Consider the following 16,482-nt stretch of genomic DNA (forward strand, 5'->3'; position numbering starts at 1 on the left):
GGGGGCGTATGGGAGGCGTCAAACCCTCTTGGCACGAGCCGCTCGGCGGCGTTCACTCGAGCCGCTGAACGAATCACCCGCCTCCGGAACCGCGGCATCGCGGCTCCCCGATCGAAGGACGGCATCCGCCGCCGGTTGACATGCGCACGCTCCTCGCGGGCCTCGCCCGCCGCCCCGCCCGCCTCGTCCCGCTCGGCTTCGCCGCCGCGATCCTCGCCGGCGCCCTCCTGCTGATGCTGCCCGCCGCGCAGGCCGAGCCCGGCGGGACCGACTTCATCGACGCGGTGTTCACCTCCACCTCGGCCGTCGCCGTCACCGGCCTGATCACCGTGGACACGCCGACGCACTGGAGCGGGTTCGGGCAGGTCGTCATCCTCGGCTGCATGCAGCTGGGCGGCCTGGGCATCATGACCACCGCGGCGTTCCTGGGCCTGCTGGTCAGCCGCAAGCTCGGACTGCGGTCGAAACTGATGATGCGGGCCGAGCTGCATCCGTCGCTCGACCTCGGCGACGTGAAGGCCGTCATCGTCAAGGCCGTGGCCGTCTCGCTCATCGTCGAGTCCGCCATCGCCCTCATGCTGGCGCTGCGCTTCCGCCTGGCGTACGGCTTCGGCGCGGGCGAGTCCGCCTGGCAGGGGATCTTCCACGGCGTCAGCTCCTTCAACAACGCCGGGTTCAGCCTCTTCAGCGACTCGATCATGGGCTACGCGACCGATCCGTGGATCAGCCTGCCGCTGTGCGCCGGGACGATCATCGGCGGCCTGGGCATGCCGGTGGCCTTCGAGCTGACCCGCCGCGGCTGGGGGCGCAGGCGCTGGTCGGCCCACACCAAGATGACGCTGACCGGCACGGCCGTCCTGCTGTCGGCCGGTTGGCTGATCCTGCTGGCCTTCGAGTGGTCGAACCCGGCCACCTTCGGCCAGTTCGCCTGGCAGGACCGGTTCCTGCCCGCGTTCTTCCAGTCGACGGTGCTGCGCACCAGCGGATTCAACTCAGTCGACGTCGGGCAGCTGCACGAGCATTCGCTGCTGGTGTCGATCATGCTCATGTTCATCGGCGGCGGCGCGGCCTCGACCGCGGGCGGCATCAAGGTGACCACGTTCTTCGTGCTGCTGTGGGTGATCTGGGCCGAGGTGCGCGGCGAGGCCGACGTCTCGGCGTTCCGCCGCCGGCTCGGCATGCCGGTCATCCGCGAGGCGCTCGCCGTCGCCCTGGTCTATGTGGCGCTCAACGCCGCCGCCGTCATCCTCATGCAGATCTTCGAGCCCGAGCTCCCGCTCGGCCCCATCATGTTCGAGGTGGTCTCGGCGGCGGCCACCGTCGGCCAGTCCACCGGCATCACCGCCTCGCTCGGCGACCCGTCGAAATGGCTGCTCATCCTCGTCATGTACGGCGGCAGGATCGGTCCGGTCCTGTTCGCCGCCTCGCTGGCGATGCGTTCCCGCAAGCGCCTGTTCCGCTACCCCGAGGGCCGCACCCTCGTCGGCTGAGGACCGGGCCGCCGCTCGGCTCGATGAACTCACCGAGGTAACGCGCTCACACCGGCACCGTCCGATCGATCCACCTGAGCCGGGCCGAACAGTCTGGACGTTCGCTCATACACTGCATGCTCAAGTGCCCGTGACATGCAATCGTGAGATCGCCTCGGACGGCGGAGGGGAGCCAGGCCATGACGAGTTTTCGCATTCTGGGTCTGCTCGAAGTCCGCACGCCGGAAGGACCGGTGACGATCAGCGGCCGGCACCACCCGAAGCTGCTGGCGATGCTGCTCGACGAGGCGAACCGAGTGGTTCCGACCGATCGCTTGGCGGCCGGCCTCTGGGACGGCCCCCCTCCCTCGACCGCCGCCAGGCAGGTGCAGAACATCGCCGCGGCCCTCCGGCGCCAGCTCGGAGCCGCCGGAGAGCGACTGCGGCGAACGGGCTCGGGCTACCGGATCGATGTCGCCGCCGACGAGCTCGACGTGCTGCGCTGCAAGAGGAGCGAATCCCTGGCACTGGAGCACCGCTCGGCGGGCCGACTGGTCGACGCCGAAAGGGCGCTCGATGACGCCCTCGCCGAATGGCGCGGCCCGTCCCTGGCGGGCCTCTCGGGGAAGGCCGTCGAACTGGCGGCACGGCGGCTCGACGACTACCGACTCGCCTTGACCGAGGAACGCATCGACATCGGGCTGAGCCTCGGCAGGCACGAGCTGCTGGTGAACGAACTGCGGAGGCTGCACCTCGAACACCCCTGCCGTCAGCGCCTCGCCGAGCAGCTCATGCTGGCGCTGTACCGCTGCGGGCAGGGCCCGGAGTCCCTCCGCGTCTACGCCGAGGTCCGCGACCGCTTGGCCGAGGAGCTGGGCGTCGACCCCGGCGGGCCGCTGCGCGAGCTCCACACCGCCATCCTGCGCGAGGATCCGAGTCTGGAACTCGAGGCGCGCGAGGAGCCCGCGGCCATCGCGCCGCTGGCCCTCCCATCGAGCACGACCGTCTTCACCGGCAGGAGCGAATGCCTGGCGAGACTGGACGCGTCGGCGGATTCGCCGACGAGCCCGCTGGTCGTCCTGACCGGCATCGGAGGCGTCGGCAAGACGATGCTGGCCCTGCATTGGGGGCACCGGTCCGCCGACCGCTTCCCCGGCGGAAGGATCTACGTCGACCTGCGCGGCTTCTCCCCGAGCGGGGCCGCGATGGAACCCGCCGAAGCGGTCCGCCACCTGCTCGGCTCGATGGGCGTGGAACCGCGGCGGATCCCCGCCGACGCCGACGCCCAGATCGCGCTCTACCGCGGCCTCATCGGCAGCGAGCGTCGACTGCTGGTGCTCGACAACGCGCGCGACGCGGCCCAGGTGCGACCGCTGCTGCCGAGCTCGCCTCAGGTCCACACGGTGGTGATCAGCCGCCGCCGACTCGTCGGCCTCGCCGCCTCGCACGGGGCCAGGATCATCGAGATCGGCGCGTTCAGCCGGACCGAAGCGGCCGCCCTGCTCGAACGGCAGCTGGGGACCGAGCGGCTCGCGGCCGAACCCGAATCGGTGGGGGAGATCCTGACCGCCTGCGCGGGCCTGCCGCTGGCCCTCGCGATCGCCGCCGCCAGCGCCGCGACGCGCCCGGACGCCTCGCTCGGCGCCATCGCCGAGGAACTGGCGACCTCGCGCCTGGACGCCTTGGCGGGCGACGAGGCGTCGGTGGACCTCCGGACGGTGTTCTCCTGGTCCTTCCGCTCCCTCGGCGCCGACGCGGCCAGAACGTTCCGGCTCCTGGCCCTGATCCCCGGCCCCGACTTCGGCATCGACGCCGTCGTCAGCCTCCACGGGGGCTCCCGGGAGGACGCCGGATGGGCGCTCCGCCAGCTCGTGGAGGCGCACCTCGTCGAGCACGGCCGCTCCGGCCGCTACCGACTCCACGACCTCATCCGCCTCTACGCGGTCGAACTCCTCGAGTCCGAGGAGCCGAAACCCGACCGCGACGCCGCCCTGGAGCGGCTGCTCGACCGGTACCTCCACGGGGCCGACGCCTGCCGCTCGGCCCTCTACCCCGGCATGGCCGGCGTCCCCGTCCCCAGCGGAGCGGACGAGCGGTTCGAGCCCACGGCCGACGAGGCCGCCCGATGGCTCGAAGTCGAGTGGACCGGCCTCATCGCCGCCGTCGAGCACACCGCCGAGCACGGGCCGCCGAAGTTCGCCTGGCACATGGCCGACGTGCTGCGCGGCTACGCGTGGCTCCGCATGCTCAGCAGCGACGGCCTGCGCCTCGGCCGCGCCGCCTTGGCCGCGGCGAGCGGCACCGGCGACCCGCTCGGCACGGCCTCGGCGGAGCTCAGCCTGGCCTCGGCGCTGATCCGCTGCAACCGTGTGAAAGAAGGCATGGAGCACGCTCGCGAGGCCGCCGAATCCGCGCGCCGGGCCGGCTGGCTCGCGGGCGCGGCCTCGGCCGACGGCAACCTGGCGATCGGGTCGTTCCTCCGCGGCCGGCCCCGGGAAGGACTGGGGCACGCCCATGCCGCGCTGCACGCCAATCGGGCGATCGGCGACCGCCACGGGGAATGCAACGACCACCACTGGCTGGGGATCCTGTACGCCCTCGTCGGCGAGCTCGACACCAGCGTCGAGCACTTCGAACGGGCCCTGGCGATCGCCACCGAGACGGGCGCCGACGCGGCGAGGGCGGTGACGCTGGCCCACCGGGCCGAGGTCGAGATCTTCTGCGGATGGCTCGATCAGGCCGCCGCCCACCTGGAGGAGGCGGCCGAACTGGAACGCGGCGGCACCGGCATCGACAGGTCGGGCGACATCCTGGGGGCGACCGCGCGGCTCCGCCTGGCGTCCGGGCGCACCGGAGAGGCCCTGGAGCACGCGAAGCGGGTGCTCGCCGAACGGACGGACGCCGCCGACCACCGCTTCAGAGTCTCCGCCATGGTCACATTGGCGGCCGCCTACGACGCCGAGGGCAGGCAGGACGAGGCGATCGCGCACTACGACCGGGTGCTGGACATGACCGAGCACGACACCGTGTTCCACAGGGTCGAGGCGATGGTGGGACGCGCGGGAGCGCTGTACCGCAGCGGCGACGCCGCCCGCGCGAAGGACGAGGCGGCGCGGGCGCTTCGGACCGCCGGACAGGCCGGCTACCGGTTCCTGGAAGACCAGGCCCTCAACCAGCTCGCCGAGATGGAACTGGACGCGGGGCGGCTCGGCGGCGCCGCGGAGCTGGCGCAGCGGGCACTGCGGGGCCACAGGCGGACCGGGCACCGCCCCGGTGAGGCCGTATCGCTGCGGATCATCGCCGGCATCGCCCTCGCCGAGGGCGACCGGCAGACCGCCCGCCGGCGCCTGGACGAGGCCCGGACCCTCTGCGCCGAGATCGGCGCCGCCGCCCCGGCGGGCTCGGCGGACCTGAAGTAGCCCGAGCCGTGCGCACGGCATGCTCCTTCCGCCGCTGCACGGCTCAGCCGTGCGGAATCCGTGCGGAATTCACCTGATCGTCGTCCATGCTCGGAACCGACCCATGATCGCGGCGGCCGAGGCTCCGCCCGATGAACCCTGCAATGAAAGGCCGCACAGTGCCCTACCTCAAACTGGCCGCCCTGCCTCTGGGACTCGCCGTCGCCGCCCTCTCGGCCTGCAGCTTCGAAGCCGGCCCCACCGTCTCCGGCGAAGCGCTCGCCGAGGCGGCCGAGGACGCGGTGGAGTCCGAGTCCGGCGAGCGCCCCGACATCGACTGCGGGGACGACGACATCATCGCCTCCCAGGACAAGGAGGTCGACTGCGTGGCGAGCGACCCCGCGACGGGCGCCGAATACGACGCCGTCGTGACCTTCACCGGCGTCGACGGCGATACATGGAACATCGCGGTCGAGATGAGGACGGACGAGGAATCGACCGCGCAGCCCGCCGAGGAGACGGGGGCGCCCGCCGAAGACTCCGGCGAGCAGGCCGGATCCGGCGAGGCGATCCCCGCGGCGTCCATCGCCGAGGCGGCCGCGGACGCGCTGGAGGCCGAGGTCGGATCGCGGCCCGACATCGACTGCGGCGACGTCGACATCGTGCCCGAGAACGGTAGGACGGTCTACTGCACCCTGACCGACCCCGCCGACGGCGCCGAATACGAGACCACGGTCACCTTCACCGGCGTCGAGGGCGACACGTGGAGCGTCGATGTGAGCGTGGCCTCCGAACCCAAGTGAGCCGGGACGGCACGCGCCCGCCGCGAGCCCCCTTCCGCCGCCCGCCACGGGGGCCGGAGCTCGGCCTCGGTCGAGACCGGTGCGGCGGGCACGGGCACGCTCCATCTGTGGCACCGAACACTTCGGCTTGAACCCGGTACCCGGGTACGGGTTCACGGTGGAATCCCGCAGTTCCCGAACCGCAAGGAGCGTGCCCGCCATGGACACGCCGCCGGTCCGCTGCGCACGGCGCTGTCGGCCGGGTGCGACGACCTGGACGCCTGCGCCGCCACGCGGGAGCGCCCCCTGCCGTTCGCCGAACCCGCGCCGATGCGCGACCGGTAGGGTCGGGTCCGTGGACATCGCCCGCTCGATCCTCCTGTTCGCCCTGGCCGCCCTCGCCGAGATCGGCGGCGCCTGGCTGGTCTGGCAGGGCGTGCGGGAGCACCGCGGCATCCTGTGGATCGCCGCCGGCGTCATGGCCCTGGGCGCCTACGGCTTCGTCGCCACCTTCCAGCCCGATCCGAACTTCGGGCGGATCCTGGCCGCCTACGGCGGCATCTTCGTCGCCGGCTCCCTGGCGTGGGGCATGGCCGTCGACGGCTTCCGACCCGACCGGTGGGACGTGGTCGGGGCGGCGATCTGCCTGCTCGGCGTCGCCGTCATCATGTACGCCCCCAGAACCTGAGCTCCCTTGGGGCAGAACATGGACCGGCACGCCGCTGACGCCGACGCTCGGCGCGTCGTTCAGCCGAGCTCCTCGACCAGCCCGACGATGACCCCGGCGGGGCCGCGGGCGTAGCCGTAGCGGTAGATGTCCTCGTACTCCACTATCTCGCTCACGAGCTCGGCGCCGTGGGGGCGCAGCCGCTCGAAGACCTCGTCGACGCTGTCGACGACGAACGCGAGCCGGGGGATGCCCGGCGTGCTCACCGGNTCCCACGGGGCGCGGCCGGTGGGAGCCGGGCTGCGGATCGTCGACAGCTCGACCCGGCTGTGGCCGTCCGGGGTCCGCAGCATGGCGATGTCCGACTGGAGTCCNTCCAGTCCGGTGAGCCGGTCCGCCCACTCGCCCCCGACCGTCGCCTCGCCCTCCAGCTCCATGCCGAGTTCGACGAAGAACGCGATGGCGGCCGGGAGGTCCTCGACCACGACGCCGACGTGATCCAGTCGATGGACCGTCATATCGCACAGACTAGGGCACCGGGAAGAACCCCGAGCTCGGCATTCGCCATGTCGGCCGCGGCCGGACGCCCGAAGCGGCGGCGAGGCCCCTTCCGTATCATCGGCTCATGCTGGAAGTACCGTTGACCGGTGGCAACATGGACCCTGTGGTCAGGGTCGGCGACACGGTCCGACGTGTCGGCGGCGCATGGACGGCGTCCGTGCACGAGCTGCTGGACCACTGCGCGGCGGCCGGCATCGCGGAGGCGCCGCGCGCCTTGGGCCTCGACGGCCGAGGCAGGGAGATCCTGACCTTCATCGAAGGCGAGACGCTCGAACAGGCCTCGCCCGAGATCCGGTGGCAGGCCTCGATGCTGCGGGCCTCGGCGGCACTGCTCCGGCGGCTGCACGACGCCGCCAGGCCGCTCGCCGGGCAGGACCGGACCTGGCGCGGCGATCGCCGTTCCCCGGTGGAAGTCGTCTGCCACAACGACTTCGCGCCCTACAACCTCATCGTCCGCGAAGGGCGGCTGGTGGGGGTCATCGACTTCGACATGGCCTCGCCGGGGTCGCGGCTGTGGGACTTCGCGTACCTCGCCTACCGGCTCGTCCCCTACGCCGAAGACGCGGTCGGGTTCGACCCGGCGCGGTACGGCGACCGCGGCGAACGGCTCGGCGAGCTCATCGAAGCCTACGGCGCCGAATTCGACCCGGCCGACGTGCGCCGGGTGGCCGCGCTGCGCCTGGACGAGCTGGCGGCGTTCACCGACCGGCGCGCCGCCGCCACCGGCCGAAGCGAGTTCACCGAGCACGCCGCCATGTATCGACGCGACGCGGACCGCCTGCGGCTCGGTTGAAAGACCGACCGGCCCCCGGCCGCCGTGGAGGCGGCTACGCGTCGCGGCGGCCGGGCCGCTCCGCCGCGGCGTCGAGGTGGTCGACGATGGTGTGGACGGTGGCCGCGACGAGGGCGCGGTCGAGAGGGGCGCCCTCGAAGACGCGGTGTATGGGCCAGCCCTCGATGAGCACGTCGAGCGCGAGGCAGACGTGTTCGGGGAAGTGCAGGCTGAGGCTCTCACGGCTGCGGTGGAGCCAGGCGCGCGCGATGTCCATGACCTGCGGATGGTGGTTGGCGTAGCCGTACATCTCGAAGATCAGCGTCATCTCGCGCGAGCTCGCGTACGCCGGCCCGCAGATGAGCTCGACGATCGCGTCCTCCGCCTCGGCCCTCGTCGCGGCGCTCTCCAGGGTGCGGCGATAGTGGACCGACATGGTGTCGGAGAGGCGGGCGAACGCCTGGACGAGCAGGTCGTCGATGCCGTCGAAGTAGTAGGTGAGCGAGCCGAGCGGCACCTCGGCCCGGGCCGCGATGCGGCGGTGGGTGGTCTTGTGCACTCCGGCCTCGGCGATGACGTCGAGCGCGGCGTCGAGGATGCGCCGCTTGCGTCCGGGGTCGTTGGGGATCTCGCGCCGTGTTCCGCCCATGTGACCAATCTGCCATAGCCCGAATCCGCCGATCCGGAGCCGGGACGGCAAGTGTGTACGGTCGTACAGACTCGTGTCGTCGTTCCAAGAAGGCAAGCCCGTGACCGCATCCGTTCGCGCCCGCAGGAGCGCCCTGTCCGCGCTCTTCTTCCTGCCGGGCATCACCATCTCCTCGTGGGTCACCAGGACACCGGACGTGCGCGACCTCGTCGGCGCCTCGACCGCCCAGATGGGCCTCATCCTCTTCGGCCTGTCCGTCGGCTCGATGGCCGGCATCCTCTCCGCCGGGCCGCTCGTGTCCCGCTGGGGCACCCGGCCGATCACGATCACCGGCATGCTCGCCGTCGCACTCGGCACCGCGGTCATCGGCACCGGGGCGCACTTCGGCTCCGGCCTCGTGGTCGCCATCGGCCTGGGCCTCTTCGGCTGCGGCATGGGCGGCGGTGAGGTCTCCCTCAACATCGAGGGCGCCGAGGTCGAACGCGAACTCGGACGCTCGGCGATGCCCTTGATGCACGGCTTCTTCAGCCTCGGCACCGTCGTCGGGGCGACCATCGGCATGGTCCTCACCGCCGTGGCCTTCCCCGTCGCCGCGCATCTCTGGATCGCCGCCGCGACCGTGGTCGCGGCGCTGGCGGTGGCGATCCGCCCCATCCCGGCCGGCGTCGGCATGCGGGCCGCGGCCGACACCGTCGCGGACGCGCCGCGCGCCGCGGTCTGGAAGGACTCGCGGCTGCTGCTCATCGGCGGCGTCATCCTCGCGCTGGCCATGGCCGAAGGGACCGCCAACGACTGGCTGCCACTGGTCATGGTCGACGGCCACGGCCTGGACGCCGCCCTCGGATCGGCGGTCTTCGCGGTCTTCGCCGCCGCGATGACCCTGGGCCGGTTCATCGGCGGACGCTTCGTCGACCGCTTCGGCCGGGTCGCGGTCCTGTGCGCCAGCGCCCTCGTCAGCGCGGGCGGCCTGGCCCTGGTCATCTTCGCCGACAACCAGATCGTCGCCGGGGCGGCCGCGATCCTGTGGGGCCTGGGCGCCTCGCTCGGGTTCCCCGTGGCCATCTCGGCGGCCGGCGACTCCGGCGAGAACACCGCCGCGCGGGTCTCCCTCGCCGCGACCATCGGCTACGTCGCCTTCCTCGTCGGCCCGCCGGTCCTGGGCTTCCTCGGCGAACACCACGGACTGCGCTCGGCGCTGATCGCCGTGCTCCTGCTCGTCCTGGCGGCGGCCTTCATCACCCCGGCGGCGCGCGAACCGGCCGACGCTCGAGAAGAGGCCAGCGCCGTCCGACCGCTTCCCTGAACCATCCGGAGGACACGGACCGTGCAACCCCGCTCGGGGCCGCTCACACTGGTGGGCGCTACTGGGTTCGAACCAGTGACATCTGCCTTGTAAGGGCAGCGCTCTACCGCTGAGCTAAGCACCCCGGGCACGCCGAAGGGCGTGCCGAGCACGAGAAAGGGTACCTGAACGCGGGTTTGGGCGCGAGTCCAGGGTCTTCGCCCGGCGATGTCGCCGCTGTCACGGAATCGGCGGGGCGCCGGGGTTGTTGTAGGAGCCGTGAGTCAAACGATGCGTGTCGACGTCTGGTCGGATATCTCGTGCCCCTGGTGCTACGTCGGGAAGTCCCGTTTCGGGAAGGCCGTCGAGCGGTTCGGTCGGGAGGTGGAGGTCCGCCACCGGTCCTTCGAGCTCGATCCGAGCCGCGGCACCGAGGAGACCGAGCAGGTCGTCGCGATGCTCTCCAGGAAGTACGGCATGAGCGCCGAGCAGGCCCAGGCCGGTGAGCACCGGCTCCAGGGGCTGGCCGCCGCCGAAGGGCTCGAGTACCGGGCCGAGGGCCGCGACCACGGCGGCAGCTTCGACATCCACCGGCTGCTGCACCTGGCCGCCGAGCGAGGGCTCGCCGACCGGGCATGGCAGGCCTTCTACACCGCGAACTTCGCCGAGGAGGCGTCGCTGTTCAGCCGCGACCGCATCGCCGAGGTCGCCGTCGGGGCCGGTCTGGACCGCGACGAGGTCCTCGCCGTGCTCGACGACCCCGCGGCCTATGGCGACGCCGTCCGCGCCGACGAGGCCGAGGCCGCGAGCCTCGGCGCGAACGGCGTGCCCTTCTTCGTCATCGACGGCAAGTACGGCGTCTCCGGCGCCCAGCCCACCGAGGTGTTCGCCGAGATCCTCGAGAAGGCTTGGAGCGAAAGGGAACCGAAACTCACGACGCTCGGCGGCGACTCCGAGGCCTGCGGCCCCGACGGGTGCGCCCTCTAGGTCCGAAACCGGCCCGGGCGGCCTCCTTCGGGAATATCCTGAGGCGAATATCGCTCATCGAAGAGGAGGCCGCCACCATGCCGATGGACCGCGAGACACGACTGCGGCTGGTCAACCTGCGCGACGACACCGGTGTGCTCTCGCTCTACGTCAACGCCGACCCCCGACAGGAGGGGTCGCAGCCGCCCTGGAAGAACCGGCTCGAACAGGGCGTCAGGCGGCTGCTCGAATCGGTCGACGGGCCCACCCGCAGCGTCCTGGGCCGCCGCCTCCACGATCTGGAGCTGGAGATCGAGCGCCTCGTCCGCCCCGGAGCGCCGGGCGTCGGGCGGGCCATGTTCGTGCCGCTCGGCGACGGCGAGGTCTTCGGCGTCGAGATGCAGACGCCCCTGACCGACCGGGTCGCCCTCGCCCCCCGCTCCCACATCGCGCCCATGTTCGCCGCCTGGGCCGAAGGCTCCCCCTCGGGGATCGCCGTCGTCGACGGCCACGGGATGCGCATCCTCGACAGCCGCTTCGGCGTCTGCGAGGAGATCTCCGGGCTCGCCTTCGAGCTCGACACCGCCGAGTGGCGCGAGATGGCCGGACCGGTCAACGCCGCCGGAGCCTGGGGCAACGGCCAGCAGAGCTCGGTCTCGCAGCGAGACCTGTTCGACTTCCGCATCGCCGAGCACCTCGCCAAGTTCCTGGCCGCCGCCCACACCTCGCTGGAGGCGCACGTGGCCGCCTTCGGCTGGGAGTTCCTCGTCCTCACCGGCGAGCCGGAGCTCGTCGACGCCGCCTCGAAGTCGCTCAGCAACGCCCTCAAGACCGAGGTGGTCTCCGCCCGGCACGTGCTCGGCCAGCTCAGCCCGGCCAAGATCCAGGAGGTCCTGGCTCCAGAGATGGCCCGGGCCCGCCACCGGCGCGACGAGCGGCTCGCCGCCGACTTCGCCGAGGCCCCGCCGAAGGCCGCGATGGGCTCCACGCCGGTCCTCGAGGCGCTCCAGAGCGGTCGCGTCGACCGGCTGCTGTTCGAGCGCGACTCGGTCTGGAGCGGCCAGCGCATCCCGGCCGGGGCGGTGCTGGCCGACGGTATCGACCAGGGCGACCCCGACGTCGCCACCGCCGTGGCGGAGGCGCAGCTGGGGGAGCAGATGATCGGCATGGCGCTGGCGACGGACGCCTCGGTGTCGATCCTCGGCGACGAGGTGCGCCTGCCGGAGCCCGCCGGCGGGGTCGGCGCCTTCCTGCGCTGGTGATTTTTAGGTTATGCTAACCTTACTTCGGCAGTACGTTCAGGGCCGCGGGCAGCTCACCTCCCGCGGCCCTGATTTTTGCCTTCTCCAGCCTCTGTGTCCCGAATCATCCCGCTTGAGGGCTACTGCCGCGCGCATCGCGATGCTACCGTTAATTCAACACATGATGAATTAAGTAGTTCGGCCCCCATCCCAAGGGAGACAGCCATGTCGAACCAGCAAGCAGCAGTCATCGTCGTCGGCGCCGGCCCCACCGGCCTGCTCCTGGCCGGCGATCTCGCCGAGTCCGGAGTCGAGGTCATCGTCCTCGAACGGCGCGGCGCCGAACTGTCCAACCTCTCGCGGGCCTTCGGCGTCCACGCCCGCACGCTCGAGATGCTCGACGCCCGCGGCCTCGCCGACGAACTCCTCGCCTACGGCGGCGCGCGCCTCGGCGGCATCCGCCTGTTCAACCGCGTGAGCCTCCACCTCGCCGACCTCGAGACGCGCTTCCCCTACCTCCTCATGACCCCGCAGTACAACGTGGAGGAAGTCCTCCAGAAGCGCGCGCTCGGCGCGGGCGCCCGCATCGTCCACGACGCCGAGGTCACCGGCGTCGACCAAGCCGACGGAAAGGTCACCGTCCACACCGGCGCGGGCGACTTCCAGGCCGCTTACGTCGTCGGCGCCGACGGCGTCGGCAGCGCCGTCCGCAAGGCCATCGGCATGCCCTACCCCGGCGAGGCCGTCCTGAAATCGATCATGCTCGCCGACGTCAAGCTCACCGACCCGCCCGAGCACAGCCCCGCCATCACGGGCAGCCACGGCGCGTTCTGCTTCATCGCCTCCTTCGGCGACGAGTACTGGCGCGTCTTCGCCTGGAACAGCGAAGACCAGAAGGCCGACGACGACCCCATCGACCTCGAGGAGATCAAGGAGGCCACCCGCCGCACCTTCGGCACCGACTTCGGCATGCACGACGCCAGGTGGATCTCCCGCTTCCACTCCGACGAGCGCCAGGTGCCCTCCTACCGCGACGGCGACGTCTTCCTCGCCGGCGACGCCGCCCACTGCCACTCGCCCGCGGGCGGCCAGGGCATGAACACCGGCCTCCAGGACGCGGCCAACCTGAGCTGGAAGCTCGCCGCCGTCCTGAACGGCGCCCCCGAGGCGCTGCTCGACACCTACGACGCCGAACGCCACCCCGTCGGCAAGATGGTGCTCACCACCAGCGGCGCGATGATCCGCCTCGCCGCCGCCCGCTCCCGCGTCGGCGGTGCGATCGGCGGCATCGCGGCGGGAGCCGCCCTCCGGTTCAAGCCGATCGCCTCCCGCGCGATGGGCATGATCAGCGGCATCGGCATCCACTACGGGCACGAGCACGGCGATCACCGCCTGGTCGGCCGGCGCCAGGCCGACGTCGACCTCGCCGACGGCTCGCGGCTGTACGAGCGCCTGCGCGGCGGCCGCTTCGTCGTCCTCGACAGCGCCGTCGACGACCCCCGCGCCGTCGCCGCGGCCTCGGCCGAACCGGACGGGCTCATCCGCGTCGTCAGGCCCGACGGCTACATCGGCTGGGCCGGCGAGGACGACCCCCGCGCCATCGCCGCCCACCTCGACGCGCACGCCGGACGATCCTGAGAGGACGCATCGGCGCCGACCGTTCCATTGCCTTCGGCGACAACAGGTGTTCGCGAGGATTTCACGGCATCAGCGTTGTACCCGCTTCGCTTTTGCCGTGAAATCACCGTGTTCCCTGTCCCTCCTGAGACCAGGAGATCTGATGCCGAAAATCCTCAGCCGGCGCAACATCCTCGGTGCGGGCCTCGTGGTCGGCGCCGTCGCCGGCACCGCCCTGACCGGCACCGCCCATGCCGAAGAGGCCGAAGGCCGCGGCGCCCTCATCGGCCCCGCCTCGGGCGACCGCCTCCACCTGATCACCTTCAACCTCCGCTACGAGGGCGGCAACCCCAGCCCGCGCACCTGGGACGAACGCCGCCCCCTGGTCAAGACCGTCCTCAGGCGCGAGCGGCCCACCGTCCTGTTCACACAGGAAGGCCTGTTCGGCCAGCTCCAGGACGTCCACGACGACCTTCACGGCTACGACTGGATCCACCTCGGCCGCCTCGGCGGCTCCCAGAGCGAGGCCACCGCCGTCTACTGGCGGCGCGACCGCCTCAAGGTCCTCGAGTACGACCACCTGTGGCTGTCCGACACGCCGCGCCTCATCGGCTCCAAGGGCTGGGGCAACAACGTCGTCCGCATGCTCACCTGGGTCCGCTTCGAGGACCTGGAGACCGGGCGCGACTTCTACACGGTCAACAACCACTTCGACCACCAGTCCGAGGACTCGCGCCAGAAGGGCGCCCAGATGAACCTCGACGTCATCGCCGAGTGGACCTCGCCGGTCATCGTCGCCGGGGACTTCAACAACACCCCCGACACCGCCATCCACCGGATCTTCACCGACGGCGGCCTCGTCGACACCATGCTGGAGGCCGAAGAGCAGGTCACGCCCGTCTACGGCACCTGGAACGGCTGGGACCCCCTCCCCAGTGAGGACGCCAGGCGCATCGACTGGATCCTGGCCACGCCCGGCGTCCGCATCCACAAGGCCGCCGTCAACACCTACTCCGAGGACGGTCTCACCCCGTCCGACCACTGGCCGGCCCAGGCTCTCGTCTCGCTCACCTGAGCCGCCCGAAGCGGGCGCCGCCGCGGCGGCGCCCGCTTCGCCTTGCCGGGCTTCGCGTTCGGACGACAGCGTCGCCACGAGCGGCTATCGTCGCAGACATGGCCGCGACGGAAGAGGAAGCGAAGACCGACCGCCAGGCGCCGCTCATCGGGAAGGCCGCCGCGCCGCTGCTCCACGTCATGACCTACAACCTCCGCGCCGCCGGAGGCCGCTCCCCGCATCCGTGGACGAAGCGCCGAGCCCTGGTCAGGAACCTCATCGAACGCGAGCGCCCGACCGTGCTGTGCACGCAGGAGGGCCGGTTCCAGCAACTGCGCGAGCTGCGCTCCGACCTCGACGGCTACGACTGGCTCCACCTCGGCAGGGGCGGCGGCAGCCGCGGCGAGTCCACCGCGATCCTGTGGGACGAGCGCCGCCTCGCGCCGCTCGAATACGACCACCTGTGGGTCTCGCGCCGCCCCGACGTCGTCGGCTCCCGCAGCTGGGGCACGCGCACCGTCCGGATGCTCACCTGGATCCACTTCGAGGACCTGGAGACCACGCGCGACTTCTACGTCGTCGACAACCACCTCGACCACCGCTCCGAGCGGGCCCGGCGCAAGGGCGCCAAGCTCAACGTCGAGGTCGTCTCGCGCTTCCGGTCCCCGGTGATCGTCGCCGGCGACTTCAACTGCGACGCCGGCTCCAAGGCCCACCGCACCCTCACCGGCGCCGGCCTCACCGACGCCTGGGAGGCCGCGCGGGAGCGGCTCACGCCCGTCTCGTGGGGCACCTTCAACGGCTGGCGGCGCTCGCCGGACGAAGGCGGGCCGCGCATCGACTGGATCCTCGTCCGGGACGCCGAGGTCCACCGGGCCGCCGTCAACGTCCACACCGAGAACGGCCTGCCGCCCTCGGACCACTGGCCGGTCCAGGCGCTGGTCGGCCTCAGGTAGCGAGCAGCTCCCGGATCTCGCGGACGGCGGCGCGGCCGGCGCGGTTCGCGCCGATGGTGCTCGCCGACGGCCCGTAGCCGACCAGGTGGACGCGAGGATCGGCGGCGACGCGCGTGCCGTCCATCGCGATGCCGCCGCGAGGCCCGCGCAGCCCCAGCGGCGCGAGGTGGTCGAGCGCGGCGCGAAAGCCCGTCGCCCAGAGGATCGTGTCGAACTCGATGAAGCGGCCGTCGGCCCAGACCGCGCCGTCCGGCTCGATCCGGTCGAACATCGGCAGCCGGTCGAGGACGCCCGCCTCGCGGGCGGCCCGGACCTCCGGCGTGAGCGGGATGCCGGTGACGCTGATGACGCTCCGCGGGCGCAGTCCTCGCCGCACCCGCTCCTCGACCATGGCGACGGCCTCGCGGCCCCGGTCGGGGTTGAACTCGCCGTCCCGCCACTGCGGTTCGCGGCGGGTGATCCAATGGGTCGACGCGGCCGTCGGGCGGATCTCCATCAGGTGCTGGATCGCGGAGATCCCGCCGCCGACGACGGCGACGCGGCGCCCGGTGAACTGCTCGGGCCCGCGGTACTGAGCGGTGTGGAGCTGGAGGCCCCGGAAGGTCTCCTGGCCCCGGTAGCGGGGCCAGAACGGCCGCTCCCAGGTGCCGGTGGCGTTGATGAGCGCCCGTGCGGTCCAGACGCCGCGGTCGGTCTCGACCTCCAGGCGTTTGTCGGGCAGCGATTCGACCGCCCGGACCGAGACCGGGCGCTGGACCCGCAGGTCGAATGCGCGCTCGTATTCGGCGAAGTACTCGGGGATGACCTCGGCGACCGGGGCCGACTCCTCGGGGGTGGGAACGGGCATGTCGGGGAGCTGGTAGACGCCGTTGACGGTCTTGAAGGTCAGCGTCGGCCAGCGGTGCTGCCAGGCCCCGCCGGGGCGCGGGTTGTGGTCGAAGACGACGAAGCCGGTCTCGGGCTCGAAGTACCTGCGCAGGGAGTGCGCGGCCGCCAGGCCGGCCTGACCGGCCCCGATGACGACCACTTCGACTTCGCGCCCCATGTCCGGTTCAACCGCGACGCGTC

Annotated in this window: 14 protein-coding genes and 1 tRNA gene; 11 read left to right on the forward strand and 4 right to left on the reverse strand. The window is 71.9% G+C overall.

The window, feature by feature from the left end:
- The first annotated feature begins 140 nt into the window (after positions 1 to 140).
- From YWW_RS0107690 to YWW_RS0107705, 4 genes are all read left to right on the forward strand, one after another.
- Positions 141 to 1,490 carry a TrkH family potassium uptake protein gene (locus YWW_RS0107690; RefSeq protein ID WP_026929675.1) on the forward strand — a complete coding sequence of 450 codons (1,350 nt, stop codon included), beginning with the start codon at positions 141 to 143 and terminating at the stop codon, positions 1,488 to 1,490.
- 179 nt (positions 1,491 to 1,669) lie between these two features.
- The gene (locus tag YWW_RS28935; RefSeq protein WP_081687270.1) at positions 1,670 to 4,888 is read left to right on the forward strand and encodes an AfsR/SARP family transcriptional regulator; all 3,219 of its coding nucleotides are present in this window, start codon (positions 1,670 to 1,672) and stop codon (positions 4,886 to 4,888) included.
- Positions 4,889 to 5,031: 143 nt separating this feature from the next.
- Positions 5,032 to 5,670 carry a DUF4333 domain-containing protein gene (locus tag YWW_RS0107700; protein ID WP_026929676.1) on the forward strand — a complete coding sequence of 213 codons (639 nt, stop codon included), beginning with the start codon at positions 5,032 to 5,034 and terminating at the stop codon, positions 5,668 to 5,670.
- Positions 5,671 to 6,004: 334 nt separating this feature from the next.
- Entirely contained in the window at positions 6,005 to 6,337 is a 333-nt protein-coding gene (locus YWW_RS0107705) for a YnfA family protein (RefSeq protein ID WP_026929677.1), read from the forward strand.
- A gap of 59 nt (positions 6,338 to 6,396) precedes the next feature.
- Here the strand turns inward: YWW_RS0107705 and YWW_RS0107710 are convergent, their stop codons facing one another.
- A complete protein-coding gene (locus YWW_RS0107710) occupies positions 6,397 to 6,834 on the reverse strand; it encodes a VOC family protein (RefSeq protein ID WP_026929678.1) in 438 nt (145 codons plus the stop codon).
- Between the two features lie 107 nt (positions 6,835 to 6,941).
- Between YWW_RS0107710 and YWW_RS0107715 the strand changes: the two genes are divergently transcribed.
- The gene (locus YWW_RS0107715; protein WP_026929679.1) at positions 6,942 to 7,670 is read left to right on the forward strand and encodes a phosphotransferase enzyme family protein; all 729 of its coding nucleotides are present in this window, start codon (positions 6,942 to 6,944) and stop codon (positions 7,668 to 7,670) included.
- Between the two features lie 34 nt (positions 7,671 to 7,704).
- On the opposite strand, the gene YWW_RS0107720 is transcribed toward YWW_RS0107715, so the two are convergent.
- Positions 7,705 to 8,298 (reverse strand): TetR/AcrR family transcriptional regulator, encoded by a 594-nt coding sequence (locus YWW_RS0107720; protein WP_026929680.1) that lies wholly within the window; start codon positions 8,296 to 8,298, stop codon positions 7,705 to 7,707.
- A 100-nt stretch (positions 8,299 to 8,398) separates the two neighbouring features.
- On the opposite strand from YWW_RS0107720, the gene YWW_RS0107725 reads away from it, so the two are divergent.
- On the forward strand, positions 8,399 to 9,601 hold the full coding sequence (locus YWW_RS0107725) for an MFS transporter (protein ID WP_026929681.1): 1,203 nt from the start codon (positions 8,399 to 8,401) through the stop codon (positions 9,599 to 9,601).
- A gap of 49 nt (positions 9,602 to 9,650) precedes the next feature.
- Here YWW_RS0107725 and YWW_RS0107730 read toward each other — a convergent pair.
- Positions 9,651 to 9,725 (reverse strand) — tRNA-Val (locus YWW_RS0107730).
- A gap of 146 nt (positions 9,726 to 9,871) precedes the next feature.
- Between YWW_RS0107730 and YWW_RS0107735 the strand changes: the two genes are divergently transcribed.
- The 5 genes from YWW_RS0107735 (at position 9,872) to YWW_RS0107755 (ending at position 15,414) form a co-directional block, all read left to right on the forward strand.
- Complete coding sequence (locus YWW_RS0107735) at positions 9,872 to 10,567, forward strand: DsbA family protein (protein ID WP_026929682.1); 696 nt, start codon at positions 9,872 to 9,874, stop codon at positions 10,565 to 10,567.
- 77 nt (positions 10,568 to 10,644) lie between these two features.
- Complete coding sequence (locus YWW_RS0107740; RefSeq protein WP_155830008.1) at positions 10,645 to 11,808, forward strand: VLRF1 family aeRF1-type release factor; 1,164 nt, start codon at positions 10,645 to 10,647, stop codon at positions 11,806 to 11,808.
- A gap of 204 nt (positions 11,809 to 12,012) precedes the next feature.
- Positions 12,013 to 13,425, forward strand: a complete 1,413-nt coding sequence (locus YWW_RS28940; RefSeq protein WP_035704190.1) for an FAD-dependent monooxygenase — start codon at positions 12,013 to 12,015, stop codon at positions 13,423 to 13,425.
- Between the two features lie 142 nt (positions 13,426 to 13,567).
- On the forward strand, positions 13,568 to 14,479 hold the full coding sequence (locus YWW_RS0107750; RefSeq protein ID WP_026929684.1) for an endonuclease/exonuclease/phosphatase family protein: 912 nt from the start codon (positions 13,568 to 13,570) through the stop codon (positions 14,477 to 14,479).
- A gap of 98 nt (positions 14,480 to 14,577) precedes the next feature.
- Positions 14,578 to 15,414, forward strand: a complete 837-nt coding sequence (locus tag YWW_RS0107755) for an endonuclease/exonuclease/phosphatase family protein (RefSeq protein ID WP_035704192.1) — start codon at positions 14,578 to 14,580, stop codon at positions 15,412 to 15,414.
- On the opposite strand, the gene YWW_RS0107760 is transcribed toward YWW_RS0107755, so the two are convergent.
- A complete protein-coding gene (locus YWW_RS0107760) occupies positions 15,407 to 16,459 on the reverse strand; it encodes an NAD(P)-binding domain-containing protein (RefSeq protein WP_026929686.1) in 1,053 nt (350 codons plus the stop codon). The genes YWW_RS0107755 and YWW_RS0107760 overlap by 8 nt on opposite strands.
- Positions 16,460 to 16,482: the final 23 nt, after the last annotated feature.

Source organism: Glycomyces tenuis DSM 44171 (genome assembly GCF_000427885.1).
Classification (GTDB): Bacteria; Actinomycetota; Actinomycetes; order Mycobacteriales; family Micromonosporaceae; genus Glycomyces; species Glycomyces tenuis.

What these genes read in the sequence shown, in the direction of transcription:
- YWW_RS28940 (WP_035704190.1), top strand. Translation starts at nt 12,013, where the DNA reads ATGTCGAACCAGCAAGCAGCAGTCATCGTCGTCGGCGCCGGCCCCACC.
- YWW_RS0107715 (WP_026929679.1), top strand. Translation starts at nt 6,942, where the DNA reads ATGCTGGAAGTACCGTTGACCGGTGGCAACATGGACCCTGTGGTCAGG.
- YWW_RS0107755 (WP_035704192.1), top strand. Translation starts at nt 14,578, where the DNA reads ATGGCCGCGACGGAAGAGGAAGCGAAGACCGACCGCCAGGCGCCGCTC.
- YWW_RS0107700 (WP_026929676.1), top strand. Translation starts at nt 5,032, where the DNA reads ATGAAAGGCCGCACAGTGCCCTACCTCAAACTGGCCGCCCTGCCTCTG.
- YWW_RS0107740 (WP_155830008.1), top strand. Translation starts at nt 10,645, where the DNA reads ATGCCGATGGACCGCGAGACACGACTGCGGCTGGTCAACCTGCGCGAC.
- YWW_RS0107760 (WP_026929686.1), bottom strand. Translation starts at nt 16,459, where the DNA reads ATGGGGCGCGAAGTCGAAGTGGTCGTCATCGGGGCCGGTCAGGCCGGC.
- YWW_RS0107735 (WP_026929682.1), top strand. Translation starts at nt 9,872, where the DNA reads ATGCGTGTCGACGTCTGGTCGGATATCTCGTGCCCCTGGTGCTACGTC.
- YWW_RS0107690 (WP_026929675.1), top strand. Translation starts at nt 141, where the DNA reads ATGCGCACGCTCCTCGCGGGCCTCGCCCGCCGCCCCGCCCGCCTCGTC.
- YWW_RS28935 (WP_081687270.1), top strand. Translation starts at nt 1,670, where the DNA reads ATGACGAGTTTTCGCATTCTGGGTCTGCTCGAAGTCCGCACGCCGGAA.
- YWW_RS0107720 (WP_026929680.1), bottom strand. Translation starts at nt 8,298, where the DNA reads ATGGGCGGAACACGGCGCGAGATCCCCAACGACCCCGGACGCAAGCGG.
- YWW_RS0107750 (WP_026929684.1), top strand. Translation starts at nt 13,568, where the DNA reads ATGCCGAAAATCCTCAGCCGGCGCAACATCCTCGGTGCGGGCCTCGTG.